This is a genomic window from Sphingobium sp. KKT206 (assembly GCF_055640555.1).
Genome location: NZ_CM145764.1, coordinates 13113 through 39501, shown reverse-complemented (window position 1 = coordinate 39501; position 26389 = coordinate 13113). Strand labels below are relative to the sequence as shown.

At 63.3% G+C, this 26389-nt stretch carries 29 protein-coding genes; 10 read left to right on the top strand and 19 right to left on the bottom strand.

All coding sequences use genetic code 11. The annotated features are described in order from the left end of the window. Window positions 1–49: 49 nt before the first annotated feature. Window positions 50–1507, bottom strand: coding sequence for an IMP dehydrogenase (gene guaB / locus ACZ2HM_RS00210; protein WP_037472637.1), 1458 nt, complete (start codon window positions 1505–1507; stop codon window positions 50–52). Window positions 1508–2039: 532 nt separating this feature from the next. Here guaB and ACZ2HM_RS00205 point away from each other — a divergent pair. Further along, window positions 2040–2708 carry a hypothetical protein gene (locus ACZ2HM_RS00205; protein ID WP_470425886.1) on the top strand — a complete coding sequence of 223 codons (669 nt, stop codon included), beginning with the start codon at window positions 2040–2042 and terminating at the stop codon, window positions 2706–2708. A gap of 452 nt (window positions 2709–3160) precedes the next feature. On the opposite strand, the gene ACZ2HM_RS00200 is transcribed toward ACZ2HM_RS00205, so the two are convergent. From ACZ2HM_RS00200 to ptsP, 6 genes are all read right to left on the bottom strand, one after another. Continuing rightward, a complete protein-coding gene (locus ACZ2HM_RS00200; protein WP_470425885.1) occupies window positions 3161–3502 on the bottom strand; it encodes a hypothetical protein in 342 nt (113 codons plus the stop codon). Between the two features lie 73 nt (window positions 3503–3575). Then, entirely contained in the window at window positions 3576–5522 is a 1947-nt protein-coding gene (gene ftsH, locus ACZ2HM_RS00195) for an ATP-dependent zinc metalloprotease FtsH (RefSeq protein WP_470425884.1), read from the bottom strand. 75 nt (window positions 5523–5597) lie between these two features. After that, window positions 5598–6557 carry a tRNA lysidine(34) synthetase TilS gene (tilS, locus tag ACZ2HM_RS00190; RefSeq protein WP_470425883.1) on the bottom strand — a complete coding sequence of 320 codons (960 nt, stop codon included), beginning with the start codon at window positions 6555–6557 and terminating at the stop codon, window positions 5598–5600. Further along, entirely contained in the window at window positions 6548–7474 is a 927-nt protein-coding gene (locus ACZ2HM_RS00185) for a hypothetical protein (RefSeq protein ID WP_470425882.1), read from the bottom strand. The genes tilS and ACZ2HM_RS00185 overlap by 10 nt, the downstream gene beginning before the upstream one ends. Before the next feature lie 72 nt (window positions 7475–7546). Further along, entirely contained in the window at window positions 7547–8509 is a 963-nt protein-coding gene (locus ACZ2HM_RS00180; protein ID WP_470425881.1) for a helix-turn-helix domain-containing protein, read from the bottom strand. A gap of 89 nt (window positions 8510–8598) precedes the next feature. Next, window positions 8599–10872: a phosphoenolpyruvate--protein phosphotransferase gene (ptsP, locus tag ACZ2HM_RS00175; RefSeq protein WP_470425880.1), complete on the bottom strand. Its 2274-nt coding sequence runs from the start codon at window positions 10870–10872 to the stop codon at window positions 8599–8601. A 5-nt stretch (window positions 10873–10877) separates the two neighbouring features. Here ptsP and ACZ2HM_RS00170 point away from each other — a divergent pair, with 5 nt between their 5' ends. Next, complete coding sequence (locus tag ACZ2HM_RS00170; RefSeq protein WP_470425879.1) at window positions 10878–11021, top strand: hypothetical protein; 144 nt, start codon at window positions 10878–10880, stop codon at window positions 11019–11021. Window positions 11022–11064: 43 nt separating this feature from the next. Then, window positions 11065–12231: a pyridoxal phosphate-dependent aminotransferase gene (locus ACZ2HM_RS00165; protein ID WP_470425878.1), complete on the top strand. Its 1167-nt coding sequence runs from the start codon at window positions 11065–11067 to the stop codon at window positions 12229–12231. A 265-nt stretch (window positions 12232–12496) separates the two neighbouring features. Here the strand turns inward: ACZ2HM_RS00165 and ACZ2HM_RS00160 are convergent, their stop codons facing one another. From ACZ2HM_RS00160 to ACZ2HM_RS00150, 3 genes are all read right to left on the bottom strand, one after another. Beyond that, window positions 12497–12769 (bottom strand): DUF6966 domain-containing protein, encoded by a 273-nt coding sequence (locus ACZ2HM_RS00160; protein ID WP_443019498.1) that lies wholly within the window; start codon window positions 12767–12769, stop codon window positions 12497–12499. Between the two features lie 342 nt (window positions 12770–13111). After that, entirely contained in the window at window positions 13112–13570 is a 459-nt protein-coding gene (locus ACZ2HM_RS00155; RefSeq protein ID WP_470425877.1) for an SRPBCC domain-containing protein, read from the bottom strand. Then, entirely contained in the window at window positions 13567–14373 is an 807-nt protein-coding gene (locus tag ACZ2HM_RS00150; RefSeq protein WP_470425876.1) for a VOC family protein, read from the bottom strand. Before ACZ2HM_RS00150 ends, ACZ2HM_RS00155 begins: the two co-directional genes overlap by 4 nt. Window positions 14374–14479: 106 nt before the next feature. Here ACZ2HM_RS00150 and ACZ2HM_RS00145 point away from each other — a divergent pair, with 106 nt between their 5' ends. Further along, window positions 14480–15157, top strand: a complete 678-nt coding sequence (locus ACZ2HM_RS00145) for a winged helix-turn-helix transcriptional regulator (protein WP_470425875.1) — start codon at window positions 14480–14482, stop codon at window positions 15155–15157. On the opposite strand, the gene ACZ2HM_RS00140 is transcribed toward ACZ2HM_RS00145, so the two are convergent. Beyond that, window positions 15154–15888, bottom strand: a complete 735-nt coding sequence (locus ACZ2HM_RS00140) for an SDR family oxidoreductase (RefSeq protein WP_470425874.1) — start codon at window positions 15886–15888, stop codon at window positions 15154–15156. The two genes, ACZ2HM_RS00145 and ACZ2HM_RS00140, sit on opposite strands and share 4 nt — an antisense overlap. Window positions 15889–15988: 100 nt before the next feature. Here ACZ2HM_RS00140 and ACZ2HM_RS00135 point away from each other — a divergent pair, with 100 nt between their 5' ends. Further along, on the top strand, window positions 15989–16402 hold the full coding sequence (locus ACZ2HM_RS00135) for a winged helix-turn-helix transcriptional regulator (protein ID WP_096062574.1): 414 nt from the start codon (window positions 15989–15991) through the stop codon (window positions 16400–16402). 3 nt (window positions 16403–16405) lie between these two features. Here the strand turns inward: ACZ2HM_RS00135 and ACZ2HM_RS00130 are convergent, their stop codons facing one another. The 5 genes from ACZ2HM_RS00130 to ACZ2HM_RS00110 all read right to left on the bottom strand — a co-directional run bounded on the left by ACZ2HM_RS00130 (window position 16406) and on the right by ACZ2HM_RS00110 (window position 20387). Continuing rightward, complete coding sequence (locus tag ACZ2HM_RS00130; protein WP_470425873.1) at window positions 16406–17275, bottom strand: hypothetical protein; 870 nt, start codon at window positions 17273–17275, stop codon at window positions 16406–16408. Window positions 17276–17361: 86 nt separating this feature from the next. Continuing rightward, entirely contained in the window at window positions 17362–18375 is a 1014-nt protein-coding gene (locus ACZ2HM_RS00125; protein WP_037473187.1) for an NAD(P)H-dependent flavin oxidoreductase, read from the bottom strand. 132 nt (window positions 18376–18507) lie between these two features. Further along, window positions 18508–18807: a CcdB family protein gene (locus ACZ2HM_RS00120; RefSeq protein WP_470425872.1), complete on the bottom strand. Its 300-nt coding sequence runs from the start codon at window positions 18805–18807 to the stop codon at window positions 18508–18510. Continuing rightward, window positions 18807–19049: a type II toxin-antitoxin system CcdA family antitoxin gene (locus ACZ2HM_RS00115; protein ID WP_037473190.1), complete on the bottom strand. Its 243-nt coding sequence runs from the start codon at window positions 19047–19049 to the stop codon at window positions 18807–18809. The genes ACZ2HM_RS00120 and ACZ2HM_RS00115 overlap by 1 nt, the downstream gene beginning before the upstream one ends. 72 nt (window positions 19050–19121) lie before the next feature. Beyond that, window positions 19122–20387 carry an aspartate kinase gene (locus tag ACZ2HM_RS00110; RefSeq protein WP_037473192.1) on the bottom strand — a complete coding sequence of 422 codons (1266 nt, stop codon included), beginning with the start codon at window positions 20385–20387 and terminating at the stop codon, window positions 19122–19124. Between the two features lie 82 nt (window positions 20388–20469). Here ACZ2HM_RS00110 and ubiG point away from each other — a divergent pair, with 82 nt between their 5' ends. Further along, window positions 20470–21207, top strand: coding sequence for a bifunctional 2-polyprenyl-6-hydroxyphenol methylase/3-demethylubiquinol 3-O-methyltransferase UbiG (gene ubiG / locus ACZ2HM_RS00105; protein WP_037473194.1), 738 nt, complete (start codon window positions 20470–20472; stop codon window positions 21205–21207). Window positions 21208–21211: 4 nt separating this feature from the next. On the opposite strand, the gene ACZ2HM_RS00100 is transcribed toward ubiG, so the two are convergent. Then, window positions 21212–22027 carry an HpcH/HpaI aldolase/citrate lyase family protein gene (locus tag ACZ2HM_RS00100; protein WP_470425871.1) on the bottom strand — a complete coding sequence of 272 codons (816 nt, stop codon included), beginning with the start codon at window positions 22025–22027 and terminating at the stop codon, window positions 21212–21214. A gap of 73 nt (window positions 22028–22100) precedes the next feature. Between ACZ2HM_RS00100 and ACZ2HM_RS00095 the strand changes: the two genes are divergently transcribed. The 3 genes from ACZ2HM_RS00095 to ACZ2HM_RS00085 all read left to right on the top strand — a co-directional run bounded on the left by ACZ2HM_RS00095 (window position 22101) and on the right by ACZ2HM_RS00085 (window position 24989). After that, window positions 22101–23072 carry an SPFH domain-containing protein gene (locus tag ACZ2HM_RS00095; protein ID WP_069066857.1) on the top strand — a complete coding sequence of 324 codons (972 nt, stop codon included), beginning with the start codon at window positions 22101–22103 and terminating at the stop codon, window positions 23070–23072. 196 nt (window positions 23073–23268) lie between these two features. After that, entirely contained in the window at window positions 23269–23712 is a 444-nt protein-coding gene (locus ACZ2HM_RS00090; protein WP_470425870.1) for an NfeD family protein, read from the top strand. 314 nt (window positions 23713–24026) lie between these two features. Continuing rightward, the gene (locus ACZ2HM_RS00085; protein ID WP_470425869.1) at window positions 24027–24989 is read left to right on the top strand and encodes a GSCFA domain-containing protein; all 963 of its coding nucleotides are present in this window, start codon (window positions 24027–24029) and stop codon (window positions 24987–24989) included. A 45-nt stretch (window positions 24990–25034) separates the two neighbouring features. Here the strand turns inward: ACZ2HM_RS00085 and ACZ2HM_RS00080 are convergent, their stop codons facing one another. Continuing rightward, window positions 25035–25460 carry a type II toxin-antitoxin system VapC family toxin gene (locus ACZ2HM_RS00080; protein ID WP_037477335.1) on the bottom strand — a complete coding sequence of 142 codons (426 nt, stop codon included), beginning with the start codon at window positions 25458–25460 and terminating at the stop codon, window positions 25035–25037. Next, window positions 25460–25711: a type II toxin-antitoxin system prevent-host-death family antitoxin gene (locus tag ACZ2HM_RS00075; protein WP_037477337.1), complete on the bottom strand. Its 252-nt coding sequence runs from the start codon at window positions 25709–25711 to the stop codon at window positions 25460–25462. Before ACZ2HM_RS00075 ends, ACZ2HM_RS00080 begins: the two co-directional genes overlap by 1 nt. 118 nt (window positions 25712–25829) lie before the next feature. Between ACZ2HM_RS00075 and ACZ2HM_RS00070 the strand changes: the two genes are divergently transcribed. Then, window positions 25830–26357 (top strand): hypothetical protein, encoded by a 528-nt coding sequence (locus ACZ2HM_RS00070; RefSeq protein ID WP_470425868.1) that lies wholly within the window; start codon window positions 25830–25832, stop codon window positions 26355–26357. The last annotated feature ends 32 nt before the right edge of the window (window positions 26358–26389 follow it).

The window sequence follows — 26389 nt, the reverse complement described above, 5'->3', positions numbered from 1 at the left end:
CTCCACCACCGGCTTCGCCGGCGGTCCCCCTCCCCGTACCGGGGAGGATTTACCGCGTCGGATAATTGGGTGCTTCCCGCGTGATCGTCACATCATGAACATGGCTTTCCGACAATCCGGCATTGGTGATCTGCACAAAGCGCGCGCGTTCCTGCAAATCCTTGATCGTCGCGCTGCCGGTATAGCCCATCGCCGCCTTCACGCCGCCGACCAGCTGGTGGATGACGTCCTTGGCCGGTCCCTTGAACGGCACCTGGCCTTCAATCCCTTCGGGCACCAGCTTCATCTGGTCCTTGATATCCGCCTGGAAATAGCGATCGGCCGACCCCCGCGCCATCGCGCCGACGCTGCCCATGCCGCGATAGCTCTTATAGGCGCGACCCTGATAGAGGAAGGTTTCGCCCGGCGCTTCGGCCGTGCCCGCCAGCAGCGATCCGACCATGACGCAGCCTGCGCCCGCCGCCAGCGCCTTGGCCAGGTCGCCGCTGGTGCGCAGCCCGCCATCGGCGATCACCGGCACACCCTGCTTGGCGGCTTCCTCCGCCGAATCCATGACGGCGGTCAGCTGCGGCACGCCCACGCCCGCGACGACGCGCGTGGTGCAGATCGATCCCGGCCCGATGCCGACCTTCACGCAATCCGCGCCTGCGCCGATCAGCGCCTTGGTCGCTTCGGCGGTGGCGACATTGCCCGCGACCACCTGCACATTGTTGGACAGGCGCTTAACCGCCTCGACCGCCGCCGACACCTGTTTGCTATGGCCATGCGCCGTGTCGATGACGATCAGGTCGCATTCTGCATCAATGAGCGCGCGGCTGCGCTCCAGCCCCTTTTCGCCGACCGTCGTCGCCGCCGCGACGCGCAGGCGGCCGGTGCCGTCCTTGGTCGCCTGCGGATAGGTCACCGCCTTTTCGATATCCTTGACGGTGATCAGGCCGACGCAATGATAGGCCTCGTCCACCACCAGCAATTTCTCGATCCGACGCTGGTGCAACAGGCGCTGCGCCTCTTCCTGCCCCACGCCGACCTTGACCGTCGCCAGATTATCCTTGGTCATCAATTCGCTGACTGGCTGGGCCGGATTCTCGGCAAAGCGCGTGTCGCGGTGCGTCAATATGCCGACCAGCTTGCCGCTCGCCTCGACCACGGGAATGCCGCTGATCCGGTGCCGCTTCATCAGCATCTGCGCATCGGCCAGCGTGGCATTGGGCAGGATGGTGATGGGGTTGACGACCATGCCGCTCTCGAACCGCTTGACCGCGCGCACCGCATCCGCCTGCTCCTCGACCGACAGGTTGCGGTGCAACACGCCGATGCCGCCCAGCTGCGCCATGACGATCGCCATGTCCGCTTCGGTCACCGTATCCATCGCCGACGACAGGATCGGGATGTTCAGCTTGATCGCCTTGGTGACGAACGTGCTGGTGTCCGCCTGACTTGGCAGCACATCGGATTCGCCGGGCTGCAACAGCACGTCGTCGAAGGTGAGGCCGAGGCGGATTTCCATGGAACAAGCCACTTTCTGCTGCGGGGTCTGTGGCAGACCCCAGGGGTTTTGTGGCGGCCCATGTAACCACTCCGCCCTGATACGGCCAGTCCCTTTGCGGGATTTATTGCGGAGTAGTGGGGTGGCGTGTGGGAGGGGTTTGCGATTGCGGGAAGGGGTGGGTCGCGGACCGTCGGTAGCGGCCCCTAGTCCTGCGACAGCGGGCACATATCCTAGCCATCATGCCAGCGCAGGCTGGCATCTCAGGCGGAGGCGAGGAACAGTCGGGCTTGGCACATGTCGCCACGCCATCGCGCCATCTCCTGAGACCCCAGCTTTCGCTGGGGTGACGCTAAGGGTGGATGGCGGACTGTCGGCTTACGAGAGCAACATCGCATGAACCGACATCGCCCATTTTTTGGGGTCTATACGATCAAGCGTATGCGGTCGCAGATATGGTTAGCGAAAGGCTGGCAGAAGCATATTTTGTTCATCGAAAGAAAGTATCAGAGCGACGATGCGACAATCTAATCGACTATGGCTCGTAGCCGTCATGGCAGTAGCCTTTGCAACGCTTGCAGGATGTCAGCGGGCTGCCGAAGTGCGCTATCGCGTAACTGTAGAGGTCGATGATCGAGGTACTAAACGGTCTGGTTCGGCGGTCTGGTCCATTGCTGTAGCCAAGGCCATCCTTCCATTAGCAAGCCCCTATAATGCTCGATTTCGAGGTGAAGCGGTTAGGGTGGTAATTCCGGGCCGTGGCTATCTTTACGCTTTAGTGGCTGCAGATTCCGGGTATCCGGAAAATATCTTTGGCGATCGACGTAGAGCACCGTTAAGCGATCGCCTGATCAAACCCCGTTTCAAAGATCGCATGGATGACATTCGTCACATAAAAACGATGGTAGGTGCCACCGGCGATTTACAATGTGTAAACCCGGCATGGATCGGCCTAAGCTGCCCAAAAATGGTCCGATTTCGCGATCAAAACGATCCTAAAACAATCGAAATTGTCGACCCATCCGATCTTACCAATAGCTTTGGCTCAGGCACCCGTTTAACGCGCGTCTATGTAGAAATTACCGACGATCCAGTGACAGAAGGTATTGAACCGACGTTACCTAGCTTTGGGCCAGAAACTGGCTTTGACAACTGGTATCGTTCTTTGCCTTTCGGAGATCCGCGCCAGATATCAAAATGTGACTTCAAAAGCTGTCGCTAGGATCCAAACTCAATCAGCATCTTAAGAGGGGATGGTTTTCCTGATTCACTGGCGCGTGGATCAGGTGGAGTAAGGCATGGCGCCCTTGGTAACGCATATGTGCGAAACGCCAGAATGCCGCCTTCATATTTCTTCACGTTGAATATGCCAGCTATATGTGTCTGCTTCTGGGCAGCGCCGCAAGCGGCATAGACGGCAACAGATGGTCGCACATTGCCATTCTCCCATTCGTCATGCCGGGCTTGACCCGGCATCCCGCTTTTCTTCGCGCAAAAAGCGGGATGCCTGGATCAAGTCCTGGGTGACGATTAAGGCGACGTCCCCCTTCGTCATCCTCCCCTGGCAGGGGAGGTGACTGGCCGCAGGCCTGACGGAGGGGTGTCACGCTCTCAATAGGGTGACGCCCTTACAACGCGTTAGACGCCCTTAGCCGCAAGTATCGCGAAACACCGCTACAAACCCGCGGCCCTACGCGTCAGCGACGCCAGTTCGCCAAACAACGCCTCATCCACCACCTTGAAGTTAAAACAGGTCTTCCCCTGCCGCCGCTTGGCCAGCGCAAGCGACACACTCTCCGACAAGGCAGCATCGGTATAAAGCGGCATCAGATGATAGGCGACATAGCTTTTCTTGATCGTCACCGTCCCGAACCAGCCCGGCTGCCCGGTCTTGGGATCGACGGTGGCGGTGCGCACGACCAGATCGCCCGGTTCATCCTTCGCCACCACCTGCCCCGGCGCATTGTCCAGCATGACGGCGCGCAACCGCGCATGGATGTCATCGAACGTCCCCATAATCGCCCTCCCCCATCGACACGAAAAAGGGCGCCACCTCGCGGCAGCGCCCTCTTTTTCAAATCCTCACCGCTTACGCCCCGGCAGGAGAGGGATCGCCGAACGGCCCCTTGCGCTTGCGCGTCTTGGGGATGGACGATCCGGCCGCCGGAATGACCGAAGGCTTGATCGTCGTCCCGTCGTCACGGGTTATCTCGCCCTTGTCTAGCAGCGCCTTAATCTCGTCGCCGCTCAGCGTCTCATATTCCAGCAGTGCATTGGCCAGCAGATGCAGTTGCGCCTCATGGCCCGTCAGCAATTCCTGCGCACGGGCATAGCCCTGTTCCACTAGCCCACGAATTTCCGCGTCGATCAGCTTGGCAGTCTCGTCCGACATATGCACGCGCTGGCTCTGCGAATAGCCAAGGAACGTCTCGCCCTGCTGCTCTTCATATTGCAGCGGACCCAGCTTGTCGGACATGCCCCATTGGGTGACCATGTCGCGCGCCAGCTTGGTGGCGTACTGGATGTCGCCCGACGCACCGCTCGACACCTTGTCATAGCCGAAGATGATTTCCTCGGCGACGCGGCCCCCCATGGCGACGGCCATGTTCGCGTGCATCTTGTCGCGATGATAGCTATAGCTGTCGCGCTCGGGCAGGCGCATCACCATGCCCAACGCACGACCGCGCGGAATGATCGTCGCCTTGTGGATCGGGTCCGACGCCGGTTCATGCACGGCGATGATCGCATGGCCCGCCTCATGATAGGCGGTCATCTTCTTCTCATCGTCGGTCATGACCATGGAGCGGCGTTCCGCCCCCATCATCACCTTGTCCTTGGCCGATTCGAACTCGGACATCGCGACCAGCCGCTTGCCCCGCCGCGCCGCCATCAGCGCCGCTTCGTTGACCAGGTTGGCGAGGTCCGCGCCGGAAAAGCCCGGTGTGCCGCGCGCGATGGTGCGTGGTTCGACGTCGGGCGCCAGCGGCACCTTCTTCATGTGGACGGCCAAAATCTTCTCGCGGCCTTCGATATCGGGACGGGGCACCACGACCTGACGGTCGAAGCGGCCCGGCCGCAGCAGCGCAGGGTCCAGCACGTCGGGACGGTTGGTCGCCGCGACGATGATGATGCCTTCATTGGCCTCGAAACCGTCCATCTCGACCAGCAACTGGTTCAGCGTCTGCTCGCGCTCGTCATTGCCATTGCCCAGGCCCGCGCCACGATGGCGACCGACCGCGTCGATTTCATCGATGAACACGATGCAGGGCGCATTTTTCTTGGCCTGTTCGAACATGTCGCGCACGCGGCTTGCGCCGACGCCGACGAACATCTCGACAAAGTCCGAACCCGAAATGGTGAAGAAAGGCACGCCGGCCTCGCCCGCGATCGCGCGCGCCAGCAGCGTCTTGCCGGTGCCGGGCGAACCGACCAGCAACGCGCCCTTGGGGATCTTGCCGCCCAGACGCGCAAACTTGGTCGGGTCTTTCAAAAACTCGACGATTTCCTCCAGCTCTTCGCGCGCTTCATCGATGCCCGCGACGTCCTGGAAGGTGACCTTGCCATGCTTTTCGGTCAGCAGCTTGGCCTTGGACTTGCCAAAGCCCATCGCGCCGCCCGCGCCGCCACCCTTCTGCATCTGGCGCAACACGAAAAACGCGATGCCCAGGATCAGCAGGAACGGCAGCGACTGATAGACAAGGATCATCCAGAAGCTCGGCTGCGCTTCGGCTTGCCCGGAATATTTGACACCATTTTGGTCGAGCAAGCCGGTCAGCGCCGGATCGGCCACGGGCAGCGTCGCGAAGCGATCGCCATTGGCGAGCGTTCCGGTGATCTTGTCCGGCGCGATGGCGACGTCCTTGACCTGGCCTTCCTGCACCTTGGCGCGGAATTCCGAATAGGCGATCTCGCTGCCAGCGGCGCCCGTCGGCCGCTCGAACATCGACACGAACAGCAGCAGGGCGACGATCACCCCGGCCCATATCATGGCGCTCTTGATCCAGGGATTGGTCTGCGGGTCTTTCTCGTCGTTCATCTGCACTCTCTTTCACCCGCCAAGATAGGGCGCGTCCGCAAAAGCGCAAGCGCGCCCGGCGTGCGCAAATGCGGATCAGATAGATCGCGGTCTGATAGGCGGAGATGCGCGGCGGGGCGGTGCGGGATGCAAGGTCCAGACAGCCCCCCCGCTCAACAACCAGTCACCCAGACTCGCCCGCCCCCCCGCCTGCGCCGTGGCGATCGCCCGGTCGATCGCATCGCCACGCGGCACCGCACCGGCTCCCGCCCGTTCCAGCATCAGCAACAATAACCGCCGCAGATATTCGCGTGGCAGGTCGGTGCGATCGAGCGTCCAGCCATCACCCCACGCGCGCACATGCCGCGCCGCTAGGTCAGCGACGCTCCAGTCGAGCGCCGCCTCCGCCTCTGCGAGCGCCGCCGCACTGCGCCCCGCCGCCTGCACGTCCAGCCAGTCCACCCCCGCCAGCGCCGTCCGCAAAGCCGCCCGGTCGAACCGCGCATCGCTGTTGGACGGATCATCGACAAAGGGCAGCGCTTCAGCCCGCGCAAAGGCCAGCAAATCCGCCTTACGCGCCGCCAGCAGCGGCCGGATCACCCGCCCCGACCGCGCCCGCACGCCAGCCAGCCCGGCCACGCCCGATCCCCGATTGAGCCGCATCAGCATGGTTTCCAACTGATCGTCGGCATGATGCGCGGTCATGATCCAGTCGATCCCCTGCGCCGCCCGCCATGTTTCGATCGCGGCATAGCGCTGCGCCCGTGCCCAGCCCTGTACATTGCCGCTGACCGGCGCATCGGGTGTTACGATGGCGTGGGGAATGGCCTGCGTCGCGCACCAGCCCGCGACCATCGCCGCTTCATCGGCGGATGCCGCACGCAGCCCATGGTCCATCGTCACCGCCGCGACCTGGCCTGCAAAGGCGCGCGCGGCCAGCGCCAATAAAGCCATGCTGTCCGGCCCGCCCGACACGGCGACACCGAAGCGCACCCCTTGCGTTGCTCCGATGATCGCCCGCGTCGCGGCGATCAGCCCAGCCTCGTTCAGCTGCACTTCGCCCTGGTGCGGCCCTGCGCCATCATGCCGCGCAGGCTCGACGACAGGCTTTCGCCATAGACCTGCTCCAGCTCCGCATAGACTTTGCAGGCATCGGCCGGTTTTTTCAGCTGGATCAGCGCCTCACCCAGATAAGCAAGGCTGTCGGCCGCGCGATCGCCACGCGGGCGCTTCTGATAATTTTCATAGAAGGCGACCGAGGCGAGCGCGGGCTTGCCATCGTCCAGATAGGCGCGGCCGAGCAGATTGGCGGCGCGGCTAGCGACGGAAGCGGTGCCATATTTGTCCACCGTCGCCTTCAACTGCCCCTGCGCTTCGGGATAGAATTTGGCGTCCCACAGGCGGAAACCATAAGTATAGGCGTCCTGCGCCGCGTCACCCGTATCGGGCCGCTCGATCGCCGCGACCGCCGTCTTGCGCTCTTCGCTCGCGGGCGCAGCAGCCGCCGGCTTGGGCGCAGCGGGCTTTGCCGCGACGGGTGCGGGATCAGCCGCCACCGGCGCAGACACGGTCGGCCGAACCGCGACTGGCGCTTCGGCCGGAGCCAAGCGCGCGTCGGTATCCGCCTTGTAGCGGTTGAACGCCTCTTCCAACTGCTTGAGCTTGAAGCTGTTTTCCTCGACCTGCCCCGTGATCGACGACAGCTGCGATTCCAGCGCGCCCACCCGCGCGGTCAGGTCGGAAATCGGCGAGGAAGACGGCGATCCCGGCGCTATCGTCGGCGTCGTCGGCCGGGTGATCTGCGCCTCGATCGGCGTTCCGGCGGGGAACACCTTGCGCTGCACCGCGCGCATTTCCTTTTCCAGCCGGTCGACCCGGCCTTCCACCGTTTGCGCCGAGACCGGCGGCGCGAGCGCCAGCAGCAACGGCGCGCTCCACGCCATGGCAGATGTCGCGAATAGGACGTGACGCATGATGTTCCCCGACTAACTCTTACGCTTTAACCATAAGCCGTTATTCCGCGCGGTAAAGCGCGACGTGCATGGTTATTCGGGCGTTGCCGCGCCGCTGCCCGATGGGGCCGCCGGAGTGGGCGAGGCGGCAGATGGCGTTGCCGCGCTCGTACCCGCATCCTCGGCCGCAGGCTGGGCGACCGGACGCGCCACACGCCGTTGCGCCGTCGGCCGGGGTGCGGGCGCAGCCGCCGCAGGCGCAGCCGCTTCCGCCGTGCCCCGCGCCAGCAACGCCTCGGCGCTGATCGGCACATCGGCGATGGTGCGATCGGCCGCGCCCAGCGGTGCCACCGCCTTGCCCCCGACCGTCACGGCCAGCGCCTGCGGACGGCCGGTCAGGATCATGGGATTACGCGCGGCCGCGGGCACGGCGAAGCTCTCGCCCTTCTTCATCAGCCCGTCCTTCAACCGCTCGCCCGCCTCGTCATAGATGCGCAGCCACACATCATCGACCGCGGTCAGCACGACGGGTTGCGCCGCAGGGGCTACCGCAGCCCCAGCCACCGGACGCGCCGCCGCAGGCCGAGCCTCGTCCTGCGCCACTATCTGTTCGCTCGAAGGCGGCGTCGCCATCTGCGCGCGCCAGATCACCCATCCCGCCACCAGCAGGACCACGATCGCCGCCGCCGTCCAGGCCAGCGTGCGCGACGGCACCCGCGCGGGATCGGCCGGTTCGAACATCTCGTAGCGATTGGCGGTCATATCCGCGCCATGCACGCCCTGGCGCACTTGCGCGGCGATCGCCACTTCGTCCAGCCCCACGGCACGGGCATAGGCCCGCGCAAAGCCGACCGCATAGGGAATGCCGGGCAAGGCGGCATAATCGTCGCGCTCGACCGCTTCGAGCTGACGCTGGGCGATCCGGGTGCGTGTCGCAATGTCGGACAAGGACAGCCCCATCGCTTCGCGCGCGACGCGCAGCTTCGCGCCGGGTGTATCGGGCTGCGTATCCGGTACGCTACCTGCGCCCGGCTCCAATTCCATTTCGTCTGCCATGCTGCTCCGCGACCTTAGAGTGAGGCCTTGTCTCACTGTGGGACGGGCGTTGTCAACGGCGGCAAGCCCTTCTTGCCGCAGTTCGCCCCTTATCCCAGCTCGATATGCCGCTCAGCCGCCCATTGCGTCAGCCGCGCGCGAATGTTGCGTTCGCCACTATCGAGCAGCTCGCGCATCAACGCCTGCACTTCACTCGCATCGATCGCGCGGATCATCGCCTTGACCGGCCCGACCGACGCCGGGGTGATCGACAGCCGCCGGATACCAAGGCCGATCAGCGCCATCGCCTCCAGCGTCCGCCCGCCCATTTCGCCGCACACGCCCACGGGCACGCTATGCGCCTGGCATGTCCGCGCCACTCGGTCGAGGAAGCGCAGGATCGCGATGCTCAGCCAGTCATAACGTTCGGCGAGCTTGGGATGGGCGCGGTCGGCCGCGAACAGAAATTGCGTCAGGTCATTGGTCCCGATCGACAGGAAATCGACGCGCGGCAATAATATGTCCAGCACCTCGGCCAGCGCCGGCACTTCCAGCATCGCCCCATAGCGCACCGCGATCGGCAGCTTCTTCTTGCGCGCCAGCAGCCATTCGCGCTGATGCTCGACCAGCGCACGCGCTTCCTCATATTCCCACGGTTCCGACACCATCGGGAACATGACATAGAGGATCTTGCCCGCCGCCGCTTCCAGCAGCGCGCGCGCCTGCGCCTTCATCAATCCGTCGCGATCCAGCGCCAGCCGCAGCGCGCGCCAGCCCATCGCCGGATTATCCTCATGCTCGTCATCCTCGCGCTGCATATAGGGCAGCGCCTTGTCCCCGCCGATGTCGACGGTGCGGAAGATGACCGGCCGGTCGCCTGCCGCATCCAGCACATCCTTGTAGAGCCGCTGCTGCTTTTCGCGCTGGGGCAAGGTAGCCGACACCAGGAACTGAAACTCGGTGCGGAACAGCCCGATGCCGTCCGCCCCCACCATGTCGAGCGCCTGCGCATCTTCGCGAAGGCCTGCATTGACCATCAGCTCCACCCGCTGCCCATCGGCGGTGACCGATGGCAGGTCACGCATGGCGACGAACTCGGCGCGCCGCTTCTGCGTCACATGCAGCTTGTTCTCGAACGCCTCGTCCATGTCGGCGGTCGGGCGGATCAGCAGGCTGTTGGCGTTGACGTCCATCAGGATGAGGTCGCCCTCATTCACCAGATGGCGGATGTCGCGCACCCGGCCCAGCACCGGCACGCCCATGGCGCGCGCGACGATGGTGACATGGGCGGTCAGCGATCCTTCCTCCAGGATCACGCCCTTCAACCGCCGCCGGTCATATTCCAGCAATTCGGCCGGCCCCAGGTTGCGCGCGATCAGGATCGCGTCCTGCCGCAACCCCATTTGCGCCGCCGTCCCCAATTGCCCCGACACGATCCGCAACAGCCGGTTGGCCAGATCCTCCAGATCATGCATCCGGTCGGACAATAACGGATCGTCGATCTGCCGCATCCGCATCCGCGTGCGCTGCTGCACCCGTTCGATCGCCGCCTCGGCGGTCAGGCCGCTGTCGATCGCTTCATTGATCCGCCGCGTCCAGCCCTCGTCATAAGCGAACATCTTGTAGGTTTCCAAAACCTCCTGATGCTCGCCCTCCATGCCGAATTCGGCCGCGCCGGTCATCCGGTCGATCTGCTCGCGCATCTTGGCGAAGGCAGAAATGACGCGCGCCCGCTCCGCCTCGGTATCTTCCGCGACGGTATGTTCGATATGCACGCGCGGCTGGTGGAACACCACATGGCCCCGCGCCATGCCCATCACCAACTGCAACCCGTGCAGCAGCGTCGTACCGGTATCGGTCACGCGCAATTCGGCCTGGCCATCATCGGCCAGTTCGGCATTGGCGATCAGCTCCGACATCACCATCGCGACGGTCTGGAGCGCCTCTATCTCCACCTCTTCATATTTGCGCGGATCGGCATGCTGCACGCACAATACGCCGATCGCGCGCTCGCGCCGCACGATCGGCACACCGGCAAAGCTGTGGAACAATTCTTCCCCGGTTTCGGGGCGATAGGCGAAGTCGGGGTGCGACGCGGCTTCGTCCAGGTTCAGCGTCTCGACATTGGTGGCGATCAGGCCGACCAGCCCCTCGCCCATCGCCATGCGGGTGACATGCACCGCTTCCTGCTTCAACCCGCGCGTCGCGAACAGTTCCAGCACGCCCTCGCGCACCAGATAGATGGAGCAGACCTCGCTCGACAGCGACTCGCCGATCACCTCCACCACCTTGTTCAATTTCGCCTGCGCGCTGGTGCGCGACGCCATCACCTCCTGCAGGCGGATCAGGATCTGGCGGGCGGCGGCGGCGGGGGTGCTGGGCATGGCTCATGCGCTACCAGATGCGCGGTCCGCTTTCCAAGGCGATTCATGCACTATTGATGACGGTTTCCGTTAACTATGGAACGGCAACCGGCATAAAATTGCAAAAATCACCGGGCGGCATTGCGGAAATGACGCGCTGCTTCGTCTGATGCAATGAAGTTTCCGTTTTCTGGAACAGAGGGGACAATCGACATGACGATGATGCTGGACAAGGAAGCCAAGGACGATTTGATCGGGCGCGGCTATTCGCGCCGTCAACTGGCCGAGGTTGCTGCGCTGCTGGGCGCGGGCGTCGCTGCCAGTTCGCTGCTGAGCGGCGCTGCCCTGGCGCAGCAGCAGGCCGGGCGCGGCATCAAGGGTGCGGTCCGCATCGGTGCCAACGAATGCTGGACCGGCCCCTTCCCCGCCGGTGTCGAAGCGATCGCCGCGGCTGGTTCGCTTGGCAACTGGTACGACCCCGACAATTATCGCGGCGAACTGGTCAAGACCGTCGCCACGGTCGAGGGCATCCCCGAAACCCATGTCATGGTGTGGCCCGGTTCGGGTGGTCCGCTGGTCAGCAGCGTCGCGGCCTATTGTTCGCCGACCAAAGGCCTGGTCACCGCCGACCCGACCTTCGAATCCGCCTGGCGCACCGCCGATTATATGAAGGCCCCCATTGCCAAGGCACCACAGGCCATCGGCCAGGGCCATGACGTCAAGGCGATGCTCGCCGCCAACCCCAATGCGGGCCTCTATTATATCTGCACTCCCAACAACCCGACCGGCACGGTGACGCCGCTGGCGGACATCAAATGGCTGCTCGACAATAAGCCTGCCGATTCGATGCTGCTGGTCGACGAAGCCTATCTGCACTTCTCCGAAGCGCCGAGCGCCGCCACGCTGATCGGGGCCCGCAAGGACATCATCGTCATGCGGACCTTCTCCAAGCTGTTCGGCATGGCGGGCATCCGCCTCGGCCTCACCTTCGCCGATCCCGAAGTGCAAAAGCGCCTGATGCTGTTTGGTCCTACGGCCGGTGGCCTGTCGATCACCGCCATGGCCTGCGGCAACGCGGTTTACACCGAAGCCCCGCTCATCAAGGCCCGCCGCGAGGAAATGATCGCCAACCGCGAAGAAACCATCGCCTATCTGACCAAGAAGGGCATCGAGGTGCAGCCCGGCAGCCAGGCCAATATGTTCATGGTCAACTGGAAAAAGCCCGCCAAGGACATGCAGGCCGCACTGATCGCCACCCCTGAAAAGGTCCAGATCGGCCGCAGCTGGGCCATCTGGCCCACCGTCTCCCGCGTCACCGTCGGCTCCGCCGACGACATGGCCAAATTCCGCGCCGCCGTGGACAAGGTCTACAAGGCATAAGGTTTTTCACTACGGCAAGTGCAAAGGGCGTCCGGGCAACCGGGCGCCCTTTGCGTTGGTGCGGCGATGGTGCGGGCGGGGCTGGAGGGCGGCGTCAAACGCCTCGCGACCTGCCTTCGTCCGTCATGCCAGCGAAAGCTGGCATCTCAGGCGGCATCGCGAAACAGCGGAACTAGGCGCCTGCCCCAGCCCGATCCCGCCATCGCCTGAGCCTCCAGCTTTCGCTGGGGTGATGGGCGAGGGTGGATAGTGGAAGGGCAGCTCTTTAGGGCTGTCGCCTGCTAATCAAAGGTCGCTCTCGCGCCAGCGCTGTTGCCTTGTCATATGCTCTTCGACGCAGCCGATCAAATTTCCGATTGTCTAGCCAAATGAAAATACTGGAGCCTTGAAGGATCACATCGTTTAACGATCCCATGCCGCCGTAAAACCGAAGCAAGCGTTCCACGCCAAAGAAATCTGACTGATCTATAATTTTCTGACAACGATCTAATTCGTCGGCCCAGAACTTCAGATCATGGCTTCGGAGCAGTCCAGTCATAGCGCTAAGCGTTTTAGATAGCTCTTCTATATCAGATATATCGGAATGGACTGACGTTCGGTGAGCCTATCGAATGTCGGAAATGACAGCAAACCGCAAATGATTTGGACAGCGCAAAATCCGCTTTTTGTCGCTTCCCGAAATTCCTCCCCTGGCAGGGGAGGTGGCAGGGCGTAGCCCTGACGGAGGGGTGTCACGCTCTCGATAGGGTGACACCCCTCCACCACTTCGTGGTCCCCCTCCCCTTACAGGGGAGGATTTTGGAGCAAAAAGCGAGCGTTGCGCTTCGCCTACCCTCGGATGGTCTGACGTCTTAGTTTAGTCGATGGCCCCCTTCCCACCTCACCCCACCACCTCGCACAACACCTTAAACTGCGCCATCATCGCATCCCACCCAGGATGGAAGCCCATCTCCAGGTGCCGCGCCTTGGCCTGCGCATCCCAATGGCGCGCCGTCGCGGTGAAGCGCGTCCCCTCGCCCTCCGGCGCGAAGGACCAGATCGCGGTCAGGAACGGCGTCTGCGGCACCCAGCCGACCGCATAGGCATCGGTCGTGACGATCCGCTCGTGCGGCACGACCTCCAGGAAAACGCCCTCCATCGGCCCGCTATCCGCGCCGTCCGGCCCGAACATCCGCACCGCGCTGCGCCCGCCGGGGCGCATATCCTCCTCGATCACCTCGGCGCGCCACGGCTTGGGACAGAACCATTCATCCTTGCGATCACGCCACACCGTCCAGCATGTCACGGGCGGCGCGGCGATGTGGCAGGTCACGGACAGCTCATGGAGACCCTCGCTCATGGCGTGTCGTCCCCGCGCATCCCCACCAGCGCAAACATCGCGCCCTGCGGGTCGAGCGCCTGGATGATCCAGCCACCACCCGGCACGGCCATCGGCCCGTTGAGCACGGTGCCGCCCCCCGCCGTCACCCGCGCGACCGCCGCGTCGATATCGCCGACGATGAAGTAGAACAGCCACAAGGGCACCGGCATTTCCTTGGGCTGCGGCATGATGCCCCCGCTCATGCTCTGGAAATCGCTGCCGCCGGTCTGCGAAACGAGCTGATACAGCCCCATCTCGCCCATATCCATGGCCTCGCCCTTGGTCCAACCGAACGCCCCGGTGTAGAAATCCAGATCGGCATCGAAAGCGCCGCTATAGAGTTCATGCCAGCCGACATGCCCCATCGCCATCGGCGGCACCGGGTCCATCTCGTCGGGGCTGGAGCCCTTGAGCAGCATGAAGGTCGCGCCGCCCGGATCGGCCATCACCGCAAAGCGGCCGACGCCCGGAATATCCTCCGCCTCGCGCTGCACCTGCCCGCCCGCTGCCACCAGCCGCGCCGCGTCCGCATCGACATCGCCCGACCCGACATAGCCGCCCCACCAGGGCAGCATCCCGCAATCCTTCGCCTCAGCCGGGATCGCCATCACGCCACCAACCGGCCCCGCGCTGCCCGACACCACCATATAGGGATCATCGCCCGGCGCATCGCCAAAGGGCTGCGCCGTCCAGCCGACCACATCGCCATAAAAAGCCAGCGCCGCCTGCGGATCGCTGGTCATCAGTTCATACCAGAAAAACTGCCCATTCAGGTCGGCCATCGCGTCTCTCCCTTCGATCGTCGGCGATCCAAATGCGACTCGCCGTCTTGCGGATCATGCCTTTGATGCTTATCTTAAATAACTACATAGTTAGAAAAGATAACCAATGGTCACGCCCAGCCGGAAAAGAGCCTATCAGGACGGATGCGCCGTCGCCCATGCGCTGGACATCGTCGGGGATCGCTGGGCCATGCCGATCATGCGCGAATTGATGCTCGGCCCCAAGCGTTTCACCGACCTGCGCGCCGGGCTGCCCGGAATCAGCGCCAATGTGCTGACGCAAAGGCTGGAGGAACTGGAGGCGCAGAGCATCGTCGTCCGCCGTCGCCTGCCCCCGCCCGCCGCGAGCCAGATTTACGACCTCACCGACTGGGGCCGCGAGTCGGAAATATTGTTCCGGGTGTTGGGCCGATGGGCCTGCCGCTCCCCGACGATGCAACCGGGCAAGCCGATGAGCCAGGTCTCGGTGATCCTCTCGCTCCGCACGATGATTGATCGCAGCGCCATCGGCGATATGGACGCGACCATCGGCCTGCACCTTGGCGAAGAGCAATTCCGCGCCACCTTGCGCCATGGCGACTTCACCATCGACCGGGGGGAAGCCGAAGGCGCGGACGTCATCCTGTCCGGCGACCCAAATGCGCTGGTCGCGGTCATCTATGGCGGCGCCTCCTTTGCGGATGTCGCCCTGACGATCGAGGGCGACCGGGCGCTGGCCGACCGCTTCGTCCGCCTCTTCCCCTTGCCGCCCAAGGCGCCCTCGGCCGTCGCGGATCCGTCCTAGCCGTTGAGCATAGCGAACACCTGATCGAATTCGCCGCGCTGCGTCGCCTCGCTCAGAAATTTCACCCGCTCGACATGGATTTCGGCGGGGGTCGGCTGCTGGCGCAACAGCGCCATGGTCTCGGCGATATAGTCGGCCAGCGGCATCATGTCCGCATTTTCGGCATGGCCCGGCATCAGGTCGGTCTGCACGCCCGGCGGCACGATCTCGATCAGCTCGACGCTCGTCCCTGCCAACTGCGCGCGCATAGCCAGCGACCAGCTATGAATCGCCGCCTTGGTCGCGCTATAGGTCGGCGTCGCCGCCAGCGGCACGAAGGCCAGCCCCGACGATACGGTGATCAGGCTCGCCGCCGCCTGCGCCCGCAGATGCGGCAACAGCGCATGGCTCAGCCGGATCGGCCCCAGCAAATTGGTCGCCACCGTCGTCTCCGCGATGGCAAGGTCGATGCCCTCCTCCGCGATCATCACGCCCGCGTTCAGCACCACGGCATTGAGCGCCGGAAACTCGGCAACCAGCTTGTCCGCAAAGGCGATAATCCCCGCGGCATCCTCCATATCCAGCGTCATCGCCGCCATGCCGGGATGCGCGGCCACCACCGCATCCAGCGCCGCCTGCCGCCGTCCCGCGATGATCACCTGGTTGCCCGCGCCATGAAATTCATGCGCCAGCGCCGCGCCGATGCCCGATCCGCCGCCGGTGATGAGGATGGTCTTGCCTGTGGTCTGCATGGGTCACTCCTTGTCTTCATGGGTTGACCGCCATCCTATCGCCATGCTCTCTTTTGGAAAGAAGGCACCACAAAGTGCTATACGCACCATAGGGTAAGAAATGGAAAATGCAGGCCACCCGCTCCCCCGCGCCAACGATAATCTGTCGGAGGACGCCGCCCCCATCGACCCGCGCGTCGAGCGACTCGTCAACGAGCTGATCGGCCGCGTCGCCGACAAATGGACGCTGCTGGTGCTGGAACTGCTGGAGGAAAAGGGCACGCTCCGCTTCACCCAGATCGCGCGCCAGGTCGAAGGGATCAGCCAGAAGATGTTGACCCAGACCCTGCGGCAGATGGAGCGGGATGGCCTGGCCACCCGCATCGTCCATCCGGTCGTGCCGCCGCATGTCGATTATGCGCTGACCCCGCTCGGCAACAGCCTGAGCGCCGCCTTTTGCGGCGTGTGGACCTGGGCCGAAACCCACCTCGCCACGGTGGAAGCCGCGCGCGCCCGGTTCGACACGCGCGACTGACCTCTATTCCTGGTTGGCGGGCAGCGGCTGGATCATCAGCTTCGGCCCGGCCGCACTTGGCTGGGATGGCGCGCCGGGCTGGGCTGGCGCAACCGGGGGTTTCGCGGGCGCATCGGGCGGCGGTGGCAGATTCTGCTGTATCGCGCTTGTGATGCTCGGCGAAAAGCCCTGCGGTGGCGCTTCACCCGGCGGCACGGGCGGCGGCGGCAGCGGCGTTGGCGACACGACCACGGTCACGCTCGCGCCGAACCGCGACTGCCATTCGGCCAGCCGCCGCAGATAATCGGCATAGGCGGCATAGAAATCCTGAAACGGCTTTTCCAGCTCCGCCAACGCTTCGGGCGCATAGTCCAGCAGCGCGCTCGATGGCATCGCCAGCAGTTTGGCTCCCACGCGCTCAGCCACCGGGCAGAAGCTCTTGGTCACGGGCGGTAGCGAAAAGAAATTATAGACGACCGTATTCAACCGCTCCCGCGCGGATAATCCGGGGCGGCCATAAGCCACCGTATAATTGCGATCGACCGCCTCATTGGCCTTCGTCAACAGCGGCCCGTGAACATGCAGCAACCGGTTATATTGCAAGCGCGGCAGATCGGCGGCGCTGCGGCACGACAGCGCAGCGACATTCAACGCCATCCGCACATGCCACAGCGCCGTATTGGACGTGACCTTGCGATTGGGCGTCAGATATTGGCCATCCTCCATTTCGGGGATGCTCATATTTTCGACCGCCCCCATGGGCGGCCGCGGCATCATCGTTTCCACCACGGGCGGCGGCGGCGTGGGTGGCGGCGGCTTCACCGGGGTCGAACAGGCGGCCAGGACCGCCAGCGACACGAGGGATAGACGGCCGGAACGGCGCATGGGCAACATCAAATTCTCCGCTGGGACTGCGCCTCGGTCATGCCGGGCATTTGCCTCGGAGGAAATATGCCAGATGTTCCGTTCGTCGCAAGCCTTCAGGCGGCTCGCCGCTCCAGCGCGTCTGTGGCCTGCGCCATCAGCTGCGCGATGATGTCGGCGACCGGCTCTTCCTTGGTCACCATGCCGACCGACTGGCCCGCCATCAGCGACCCGCCCTCGACATCGCCGTCGACCACCGCGCGGCGCAGCGCGCCCGCCCAATAATGTTCGATCTGCAACTGCGCTTCCATCATGTCGACCGCGCCTTCATCGAGCATATTGGCGACTTCGCGCTGCTTGATGGTGAAATTCTCCATCCCGGCATTTTTGAGCGAGCGCACCGGAATGACCGGCAGGCGCGGGTCGATCTGCACGCTGGCGATCGCGTCGCGCGCCGATGCGCGGAAAAAGGCCTTTTTGAAATTGGGATGGGCGATGCTCTCGGTCGCGCAGGCAAAGCGCGTGCCCAATTGCACGCCCGCCGCGCCCATCTCCAGATAAGCGGCGATCGCCTCGCCTCGGCCGATCCCGCCCGCGACGAACACGGGCACCTGCGCCGCCATGTCGGGCAATATTTCCTGCGCCAGCACGCTGGTTGATACCGGGCCGATATGGCCGCCCGCTTCCATGCCCTCGACCACCAATGCATCGACGCCCGACCGCACCAGCTTCTTGGCGAGGCTCAGCGCCGGGGCAAAGCAAATGAGCTTCGCGCCCTTCTGCTTGATCGCCTCGATACTGCCCTTGGGCGGCAATCCCCCCGCCAGCACGACATGGGTGACGTCATGCTTGGCGCATATGTCGATCAGATCGAACAATTGCGGATGCATGGTGATCAGGTTCACGCCGAACGGCTTGCTCGTCAGCGCCTTGGTCGCCGCAATCTCCCGGTCGAGCAGTTCCGGCGTCATCGCCCCGCACGCGATCACCCCGAAAGCCCCGGCATTGGAGATCGCCGCCACCAGGTTGCGCTCCGACACCCAGCTCATCGCCCCACACAGGATCGCACTCTCGCACCCCAGAAAGTCGGTGCCACGGGCCATGAGGGAAGCAAGCTTGGCGTTGGTCATAAAGTCTTTCCTGCAAACCAAAAAGCCCCTCCCTTCGAAGGGAGGGGTTGGGGTGGGTGCTATCCACTCGGCGAAGCGAATGCCCGCATCCTTCCCCTGAAGGGGAGGCGTGAAAAGGTCAACCGATGCCCCTCAAAATCCGCAGATCAGCATGTCGAGCGCATTGCCGATCGCGAGGGAATCCTCCCGCAAAGACACCAGCCTGACTTTCAACTCTGACACGGGCACCGTTGCCGCGAATTGCGTCACCATAACGCACGGCTTGCCTTCGATCTCGAACACCGGGTTCAGCCGGGCGGCAGGCTTAGGCGCATCCGTTTCCAGCATCAGCGGCACGACAAACCGCGTGTTGAGATCGCTAAGCAAATCGGCCTGACAATCGAGCAGATAGACCGCCCCGCCACGCGACCGGTAGACATCGAACTTCGCCATCAGAAGCGGCGGAAACCGGCGAGCGGCACACCTTGATCCTCGACATGCCGATTGGACGAAGCCAGCGCATCGGCATTATCCGCGCGCCATTGCTGTTCCCGTGCCTCGGCAATCTGATCCGCCAGCCCGCGCTCGCACGCGCGCGAGATGTTGATCTGGAATGCCCGCGCTTCCTCCAGCAGCCCGCTATCGAGCGATATGTTGGTCGCCTTGCGACGAACGGACGGCATCGGCTTGTTCATAGAACCTCGGCTTTCCTGCGCACACTATATGCGCAACAAAGCCGAGGCAACAGGTCGCGCAGGCCGCGCGGCTCAAGCCGCCGGCGCGTCCAGCCCATAGGCCGTATGCAGCACGCGCACCGCCAACTCCGTCTCATCCTCGTCGATCAGCACCGACACCTTGATCTCGCTCGTCGAAATCGCCTCGATATTGATGCCGCGCTCGGCCAGCGTCTTGAACATCGTCGCGGCGACGCCCGCATGGCTGCGCATACCCACACCCACGACACTGATCTTGGCGACTTCGGTATCGGTGATGATCCGGCGGAAGCCGATCACGTCCTTGTTGGCTTCCAAAATGTCCACGCTGCGCGCCAGGTCCGCGCGCGGCACGGTGAAGGTCACGTCGGTTTCCTCGGTATCCTTCGAATCATTCTGGATGATCATGTCGACATTGATCGCGGCATCGGCCAGGGGCGTGAAGATGCTGGCTACCGCGCCCGGCTTGTCGGGTACGCGCGTCACGATGATCTTCGCCTCATTCTTGTCATGGGCGATGCCGGTGATGAGCTGACGTTCCATCTTATTTTCCTTGCGCTTGGCTTCCAGTTCCTCGTCGCTGACGATCAGCGTGCCGGGCAGGTCGGTCTGGGTGGGATCATCGAAGGAGGACAGCACCTGCACGACCACGCCTTCCTTCATGGCGAGGCCGACCGAGCGGGTTTGCAGCACCTTGGCCCCCACCGACGCCAGCTCCAGCATCTCCTCATAGGTGACGAGGTCGAGCTTGCGCGCCCGCGCCACGATGCGCGGGTCGGTGGTGTAGACGCCATCCACATCGGTATAGATGTCGCAGCGATCGGCCTTGATCGCGGCGGCCACCGCCACCGCCGACGTGTCCGACCCGCCCCGGCCCAGCGTCGAGACGCGCCCGTCCGCCATCATCCCCTGGAAACCGGGGATCACCGCGACCTGGCCTGCGCCCATGGCAGCGAGCAGCGCGCCGGTGTCGATGCTATCCACCCGCGCCTTGGCATGGGCTTCCACCGTCTTGATCGGCAATTGCCAGCCAAGCCAGCTGCGCGCGTCCACGCCCATGGCTTTCAGCGTCATCGCCAGCAGCCCGCTGGTGATCTGCTCGCCCGCTGCGACCACGACATCATATTCGGCCGGATCATAGAGCGCCGAAGCTTCCTTACAGAACCCCACCAGCCGGTCCGTCTCGCCCGCCATCGCCGACACGACGACGGCAACCTCATGCCCCTGCGCCACGACATGTTTTACCCGCGCGGCCACGTTGCGAATTCGCTCCATCCCCGCCATGGAGGTGCCGCCGAATTTCATCACGATGCGCGCCATTTGCTTGTCGAACCTGCTAGTTGGTGAGTAAGAAAATGTCCCAGAAGGGCGAAACGGCGCTTCTTTAGCAGCGGATACGGATATGGCAAGCAACGCAACGGCAACGATCGACCCCAAGGAAGCCGCCCATTTCGGGGCAATGGCCGCCGATTGGTGGGATCCCAACGGGTCCAGCGCGATGCTGCATAAGCTCAACCCCGTGCGCCTGACCTATATCCGCGCCGCGATCGACACCCATTGGCCGACAAACGCCCAATCCTTCCAACCGCTTGCCGGCAAGCGCGCGCTCGATGTCGGCTGCGGCGCCGGGTTGCTCACCGAACCGCTCGCCCGCCTAGGCGCGACCGTCACCGGCCTGGACGCCGCGCCCGAAAATATCGCCGCCGCCACCGCCCATGCCGCGACTCAGGGCCTGACCATCGATTATCGCGCAACGCCGGTCGAGGACGTCACCGACAGCGGCTATGATCTTGTCACCTCGATGGAAGTGATCGAGCATGTCGCCGACCCGGCCGCCTTCGTCGCCGCGCTCGCCGCCAAGCTCGCGCCCGACGGGCTGATGATCCTCTCCACCCCCAACCGCACCCCCTTGTCGCGCATCGCCATGATCACCATCGGCGAAAGCATCGGCGGCATCCCCAAGGGGACGCATGATTGGCGCAAGTTCCTGACGCCTGAAGAACTCACCGCCCTGCTCGACGCCGCAGGCCTCGACGTCATCGACAGCAGCGGCCTGACCTTCGATCCCGCGCGTGGCTTCACTTTGTCGGCGAACAAGGCGATCAACTATCTGCTGACCGCCCGGCATCGCCCGGCCTGATCGGCTACAGCCCCACCGCCTCGGCCCGCGTCACCAGCGCGCGGGCTTCTTCCACATGCATCGTCTCGATCATGCGCCCCTCGAACCGCTCGGCCCCGCCGGTCGCCGCCGCGATCAAGCGCCGGGCGTCCGCCAGCGCCTGCGCATCCGGCCCGAACACGCCATTCGCCACCGCCACTTGGCCCGGATGGATCAGCGTCTTGCCATCGAACCCCAGCGCATGGCCCGCCGCACATTCCGCCTCCAGCCCCGTGAGGTCATCCAGCCGGTTATACACCCCGTCGAACACCGCAATCCCCGCCGCCCGCGCCGCCAGCACCACGGTCTGCATGGCCATCGCCAGCCCTTCGCGCCCAGCCCCCGCCGGTATCCCCAAATCCCGCCGCAGGTCGTTATTCCCCATGAACAGCCCCGCGCACCCTTCCGCCGCGGCAATCTCCACCGCCGCCAGTACCCCGCGCGCGCTTTCGATCATCGCGATCACCGGCTTCTGGCTCACGCTATAGACATCGCGCACCTGCCGCGCGCTCTCCACCTTGGGCAGTACGACATAGTCGGCCGCCGCCCCCTTCATCGCCACCATTTCCATCCCGTGCCAGGGCGTCCCCGCCACATTGATCCGCACCGCCGCAAGTCGGTCGCCAAACCCCTCGGCCAGCGCCGCCACCGCCGCTTCGCGCGCAGTCTCCTTGGCGTCGTCGGTCACCGCATCCTCCAGGTCCAATATCACCATGTCGCACGGCAACGTCCGCGCCTTGGCGATGGCGCGGGCATTGGACGCGGGCAGGAACAGCAACGAACGGGCGTGACGCAGCAACATGGGACTCTCCTCGGTTTGCCTTCCCCCGTTAACAAATAAGGCGCATAGTCCAACCCTGTTTCGGGAGACCATGATGCTGACCACCTTCGCGCTCACGCTTACGGGCCTCGTGCTCTTCTACCTCGCGGTCAGCGTGAAGGTGGTGCGGCAGGGCTATCAATACACCATCGAGCGCTTCGGCCGCTTCACCGAAGTCGCCAAGCCCGGCCTGAATTTCTACCCCGCCTTCTTCTATGCCGTCGGTCGCAAGATCAACATGATGGAGCAGGTGGTCGACATTCCGGGGCAGGAGATCATCACCAAGGATAATGCCATGGTGTCGGTCGACGGCGTGGTCTTCTTCCAGGTGCTGGACGCCGCCAAGGCCGCCTATGAAGTCTCCGAACTCTATGTGGCGATCATGCAGCTCGCCACCACCAACCTGCGCACCGTCATGGGCTCGATGGACCTGGACGAAACCCTGTCCAAGCGCGACGAGATCAACGCCCGCCTGCTGTCCGTGGTCGATCAGGCGACCAACGCCTGGGGCATCAAGATCACCCGCGTCGAACTCAAGGACATCCGCCCGCCCGCCGACATCGTCAGCGCCATGGGCCGCCAGATGAAGGCCGAACGCGAAAAGCGCGCCAACATCCTGGATGCCGAAGGCATGCGCGCTTCCGAAATCCTGCGTGCCGAGGGTGAGAAGCAGGGCCAGATCCTGCAAGCCGAAGGCCGCCGCGAAGCCGCCTTCCGTGACGCCGAAGCCCGCGAACGCGAAGCCGAAGCCGAAGCCCGCGCCACCCAGATGGTCTCCGACGCGATCAGCGCCGGCAACCCGCAGGCGCTCAACTACTTCATCGCCCAAAAATATACCGAAGCCGTCAGCCAGTTCGCCACCAGCCCCAACGCCAAGACCATCCTCTTCCCGGTCGAAGCCACCCAGCTGATCGGCACCCTGGGCGGCATCGGCGCGCTGGCCAAAGCCGCCCTCGGCGACGACGGCACCCCCACCCCAACGCCCCCACCCCCACGCCGCGGCCCCTTCGGCCAAAGCCAGGGGTAAACGGGATAGGCACCTCTAGCCACAAATCTCCGTTCGTTTCGAGCGAAGTCGAGAAACGCCCCGCACAGGTTTCTCGACTACGCTCGAAACGAACGGCGTCTTTACCCCACCCCCCGTCATCCCCGCGAAGGCGGGGACCCATCTCCCACCCCCTCCCCCCACACAGCGTAGCGATGATCAACAGGACCCCCACCCCATGACCCTGCTCACCCTGCTCGAAGATCATTGGGCCTGGCTGGTATTCGCCGCGCTGCTGGGCATTGCCGAAGTGCTGATCCCCGGCGTCTTCCTCATCTGGATCTCGATCGCCGCCGCCATCACCGGCCTCGTCGCGCTCGCGCTGCCGATCGGCCTCCCCCTCCAACTCCTCCTGTTCGCAAGCCTCAGCATCGCGGCGGTCTATGCCGGCCGCCGCTGGTACGCCGACCACCCCGTCGCCTCCACCGACCCCCTCCTAAACGACCGCACCGCCCGCCTGATCGGCCAGACGGTAACCGTGGTGGAAGCGATCGCCGGCGGCGAAGGCCGGGTGAAGGTGGGCGACAGCGTATGGAGCGCGGTCGGCGCGGACGCGGAAGTGGGCGCACGGGTGCGCGTGATCGCGAGTGAGGGCACTGTGTTGCGGGTGGAGCGGGTTTAGCCCAAGCGCTTTTACACCGCGACCTTATGATCCATGTTCACGCAACCGACATCAGCGAACATCTGTTCCACCAAACGTAATATGAGCCTTTGCAACATTGACAACCGATTGCAGCCATCAATTATGATATGGTCGAAGGAAATTCGTGATTGTTCCGAAATGTAAACATAGCCTACTATTGCAATTCAGCAAAGAGCCCGATAATTCGGTATCTATTAACAAAATATATATTAATCATATAATTAAAATTAATACATAGATTAAATTAAATAATTTATATTTATATATAGAAAATTTTAGGGGTATACCGAACTGTGCATAATATTTCTGCAAGGCAAGCCGTTCGCAATATGAGAAATATTGGGGAATATGCACAATGGTCTATTGGTGGCCCGGATGCGGACGAACGGGGATATGAAAGTGTCACGGCGCAGATGGCCGGCGGTAGAGTATTTGGCGAATTTACGCCGTTCATAACACCCAAATTTCATCTCGGTGAAAATCCTGCTTTGTTCACCAGCGGTTCTTGTTTCGCTAGAGAAATTGAGCATGCCCTTCATGCGCAAGGTAAAACCGTACTGAGTTGGTCGCCGGACTGCGGACTCTCGCCCGCATCATTCAATAGATACAATATTTTTTCAGTCCTTAATGATTTTCGACTGGCACAAGGCGGCGGCTATGACGAGGATCTGATGTGGGAGACGCCGATCGGATGGATTGATTATTCAGGTAACGACGTTTTGCCAACGCGCGATGCTTTGGTGTCGGCCCGCAACGCTTCGATCAAGATTCATAAGCAGATCGCTCAGGCAGATGTTTTCATCGTCACGCTAGGCTTGATCGAAACTTGGTATGATCTGAAAACCAACACCTATCTTAATTTTACACCAAGCGAAGTCCTCGCAGGCAATCTTAGTCGGTTCGAGTGTCGCATCACTGATTATGCCGAAAATCTGGAAGCTGCTAAATATCTGATTGATTATTTGCGGACGCATTTCAATCCAAACCTAAAAATCATCGTTACAGTTAGTCCAGTGCCCTTAAATGTTTCCTTTTCTGGTCAAGACATCGCGCAGGCCAATACACTATCCAAATCGACGCTTAGGACCGTTGCGCAAAAGCTGGCGGACGAAGATGATAATATAGATTATTTTCCATCATATGAAATGGTTACGTTGTCCAACCCGACTGACGCTTGGTTGCCGGACCATCGTCATGTCAGGCGCGAAATGGTTTCCCGTATCATGCAGACCTTTGTTCAGCATTATATTGGCTAGACGCTGCACTCAGGCGCTTATGCTAAGTGCCTGGCGTCCCTACCCTCACTCTAATTCCACCCAAGGATCAACCAACCCCACCCCCGTCGCCACAAAATCCCCGACATTGCGCGTCACCACCGTCAACCCGTGCACCAGCGCCGTCGCCGCGATCCAGCCGTCGCGTTCGCTCACCGGATCGGGGACATGCAGCCCGGCGCAAGCAACGGCTACCGCGCCGTCCATCGCCAGCACGCGCCCCGCAAAGCCGGGCGTCACGACCTGATCAAGCCAGCGGCGCAGGGTCGCCCCCTGCGCCGCATCCCGGCGCTCGACGCGCACAACGCCCAGTTCCAGTTCGAATAGCGTCATTGCCGAAATAAACGTCGTGCTGGGGTCGGTCGCCTTGAGCCATTCCACCACATTTGGCGCGGCCCGTCCCGACCGGATCTTGCGGCTTTCGGAAATGACGTTGGTATCGATCAGGAACATCAATCCAGCTCGGCGGCGCGCGCTGCGATCTGCGCCTTGGGCGGATCGAAATCGAAATCCTGCGCATCATCGGGCATCAGCACGTCGAACAGCGACGCACCATGCCCGGCCAGCCGCTCATAATCGCGGATCGCCAGCACGACGAGCGAGGGTTTGTTGCGGTCGGTAATGAACACAGGGCCGGACTGCGCCGCCCGTTTGATGCTGCCGGGGTCGCGGTTGAACTCCCGGCTGGTGAAGGTCGCGGTCATTGGCTCAGCCTCATGTCGTTACATACAGACATACTCGATATGGGCCGTCATGGTCAAGGCCGCCACTGCCCCACTTCCCCCTGTCCTACATCCCCCAACCCATGCCATGCTCCCCGTCATGCCAAACACCCCCGACCTGCTCCACTTCACCCCCGTTCAGTTGCAACGCCGCGCGCGTGGATGGACGCCTGATGCCCAACATGCCTTCATCGATGCCTTGTCCCGATGCGGCGTCGTTGCGCAGGCGGCGCGCAGCGTTGGCTGTTCGCCGCGCTCGGCCTATCTGTTGCGGGCGCGGCCGGGGGCGGAAAGTTTCGCCGCCGCCTGGGACTGGGCGATCGAGATGGGGCTGGACGACCAGATGGCGCGCGCCGTGGCGCTGATCCGGGGCGACCGGCGGCAACCGCTGGTGCGCGGCGGCCGCGTCGTCGGCCATTATAGCAAGCCCGACCGCCGGGTCATGCTCGCCGCGCTGCGCGCCCTGTCCGCCTGCACCGATGGCAGCCGCGCCATGATGCCGCATAATGCCCGCATCGCCGCCCGCGCGGCCGCGCAAACGCAGCCCCCCGCCACAACCGCGCCTTGTCACAATCGATCCGGTCGACGAAATAAAATGTCGAAATCTGCGGGAAATATGCGAAGTTAAGCGCTGACCACCCCCTTGTCGGAGCCTCATAG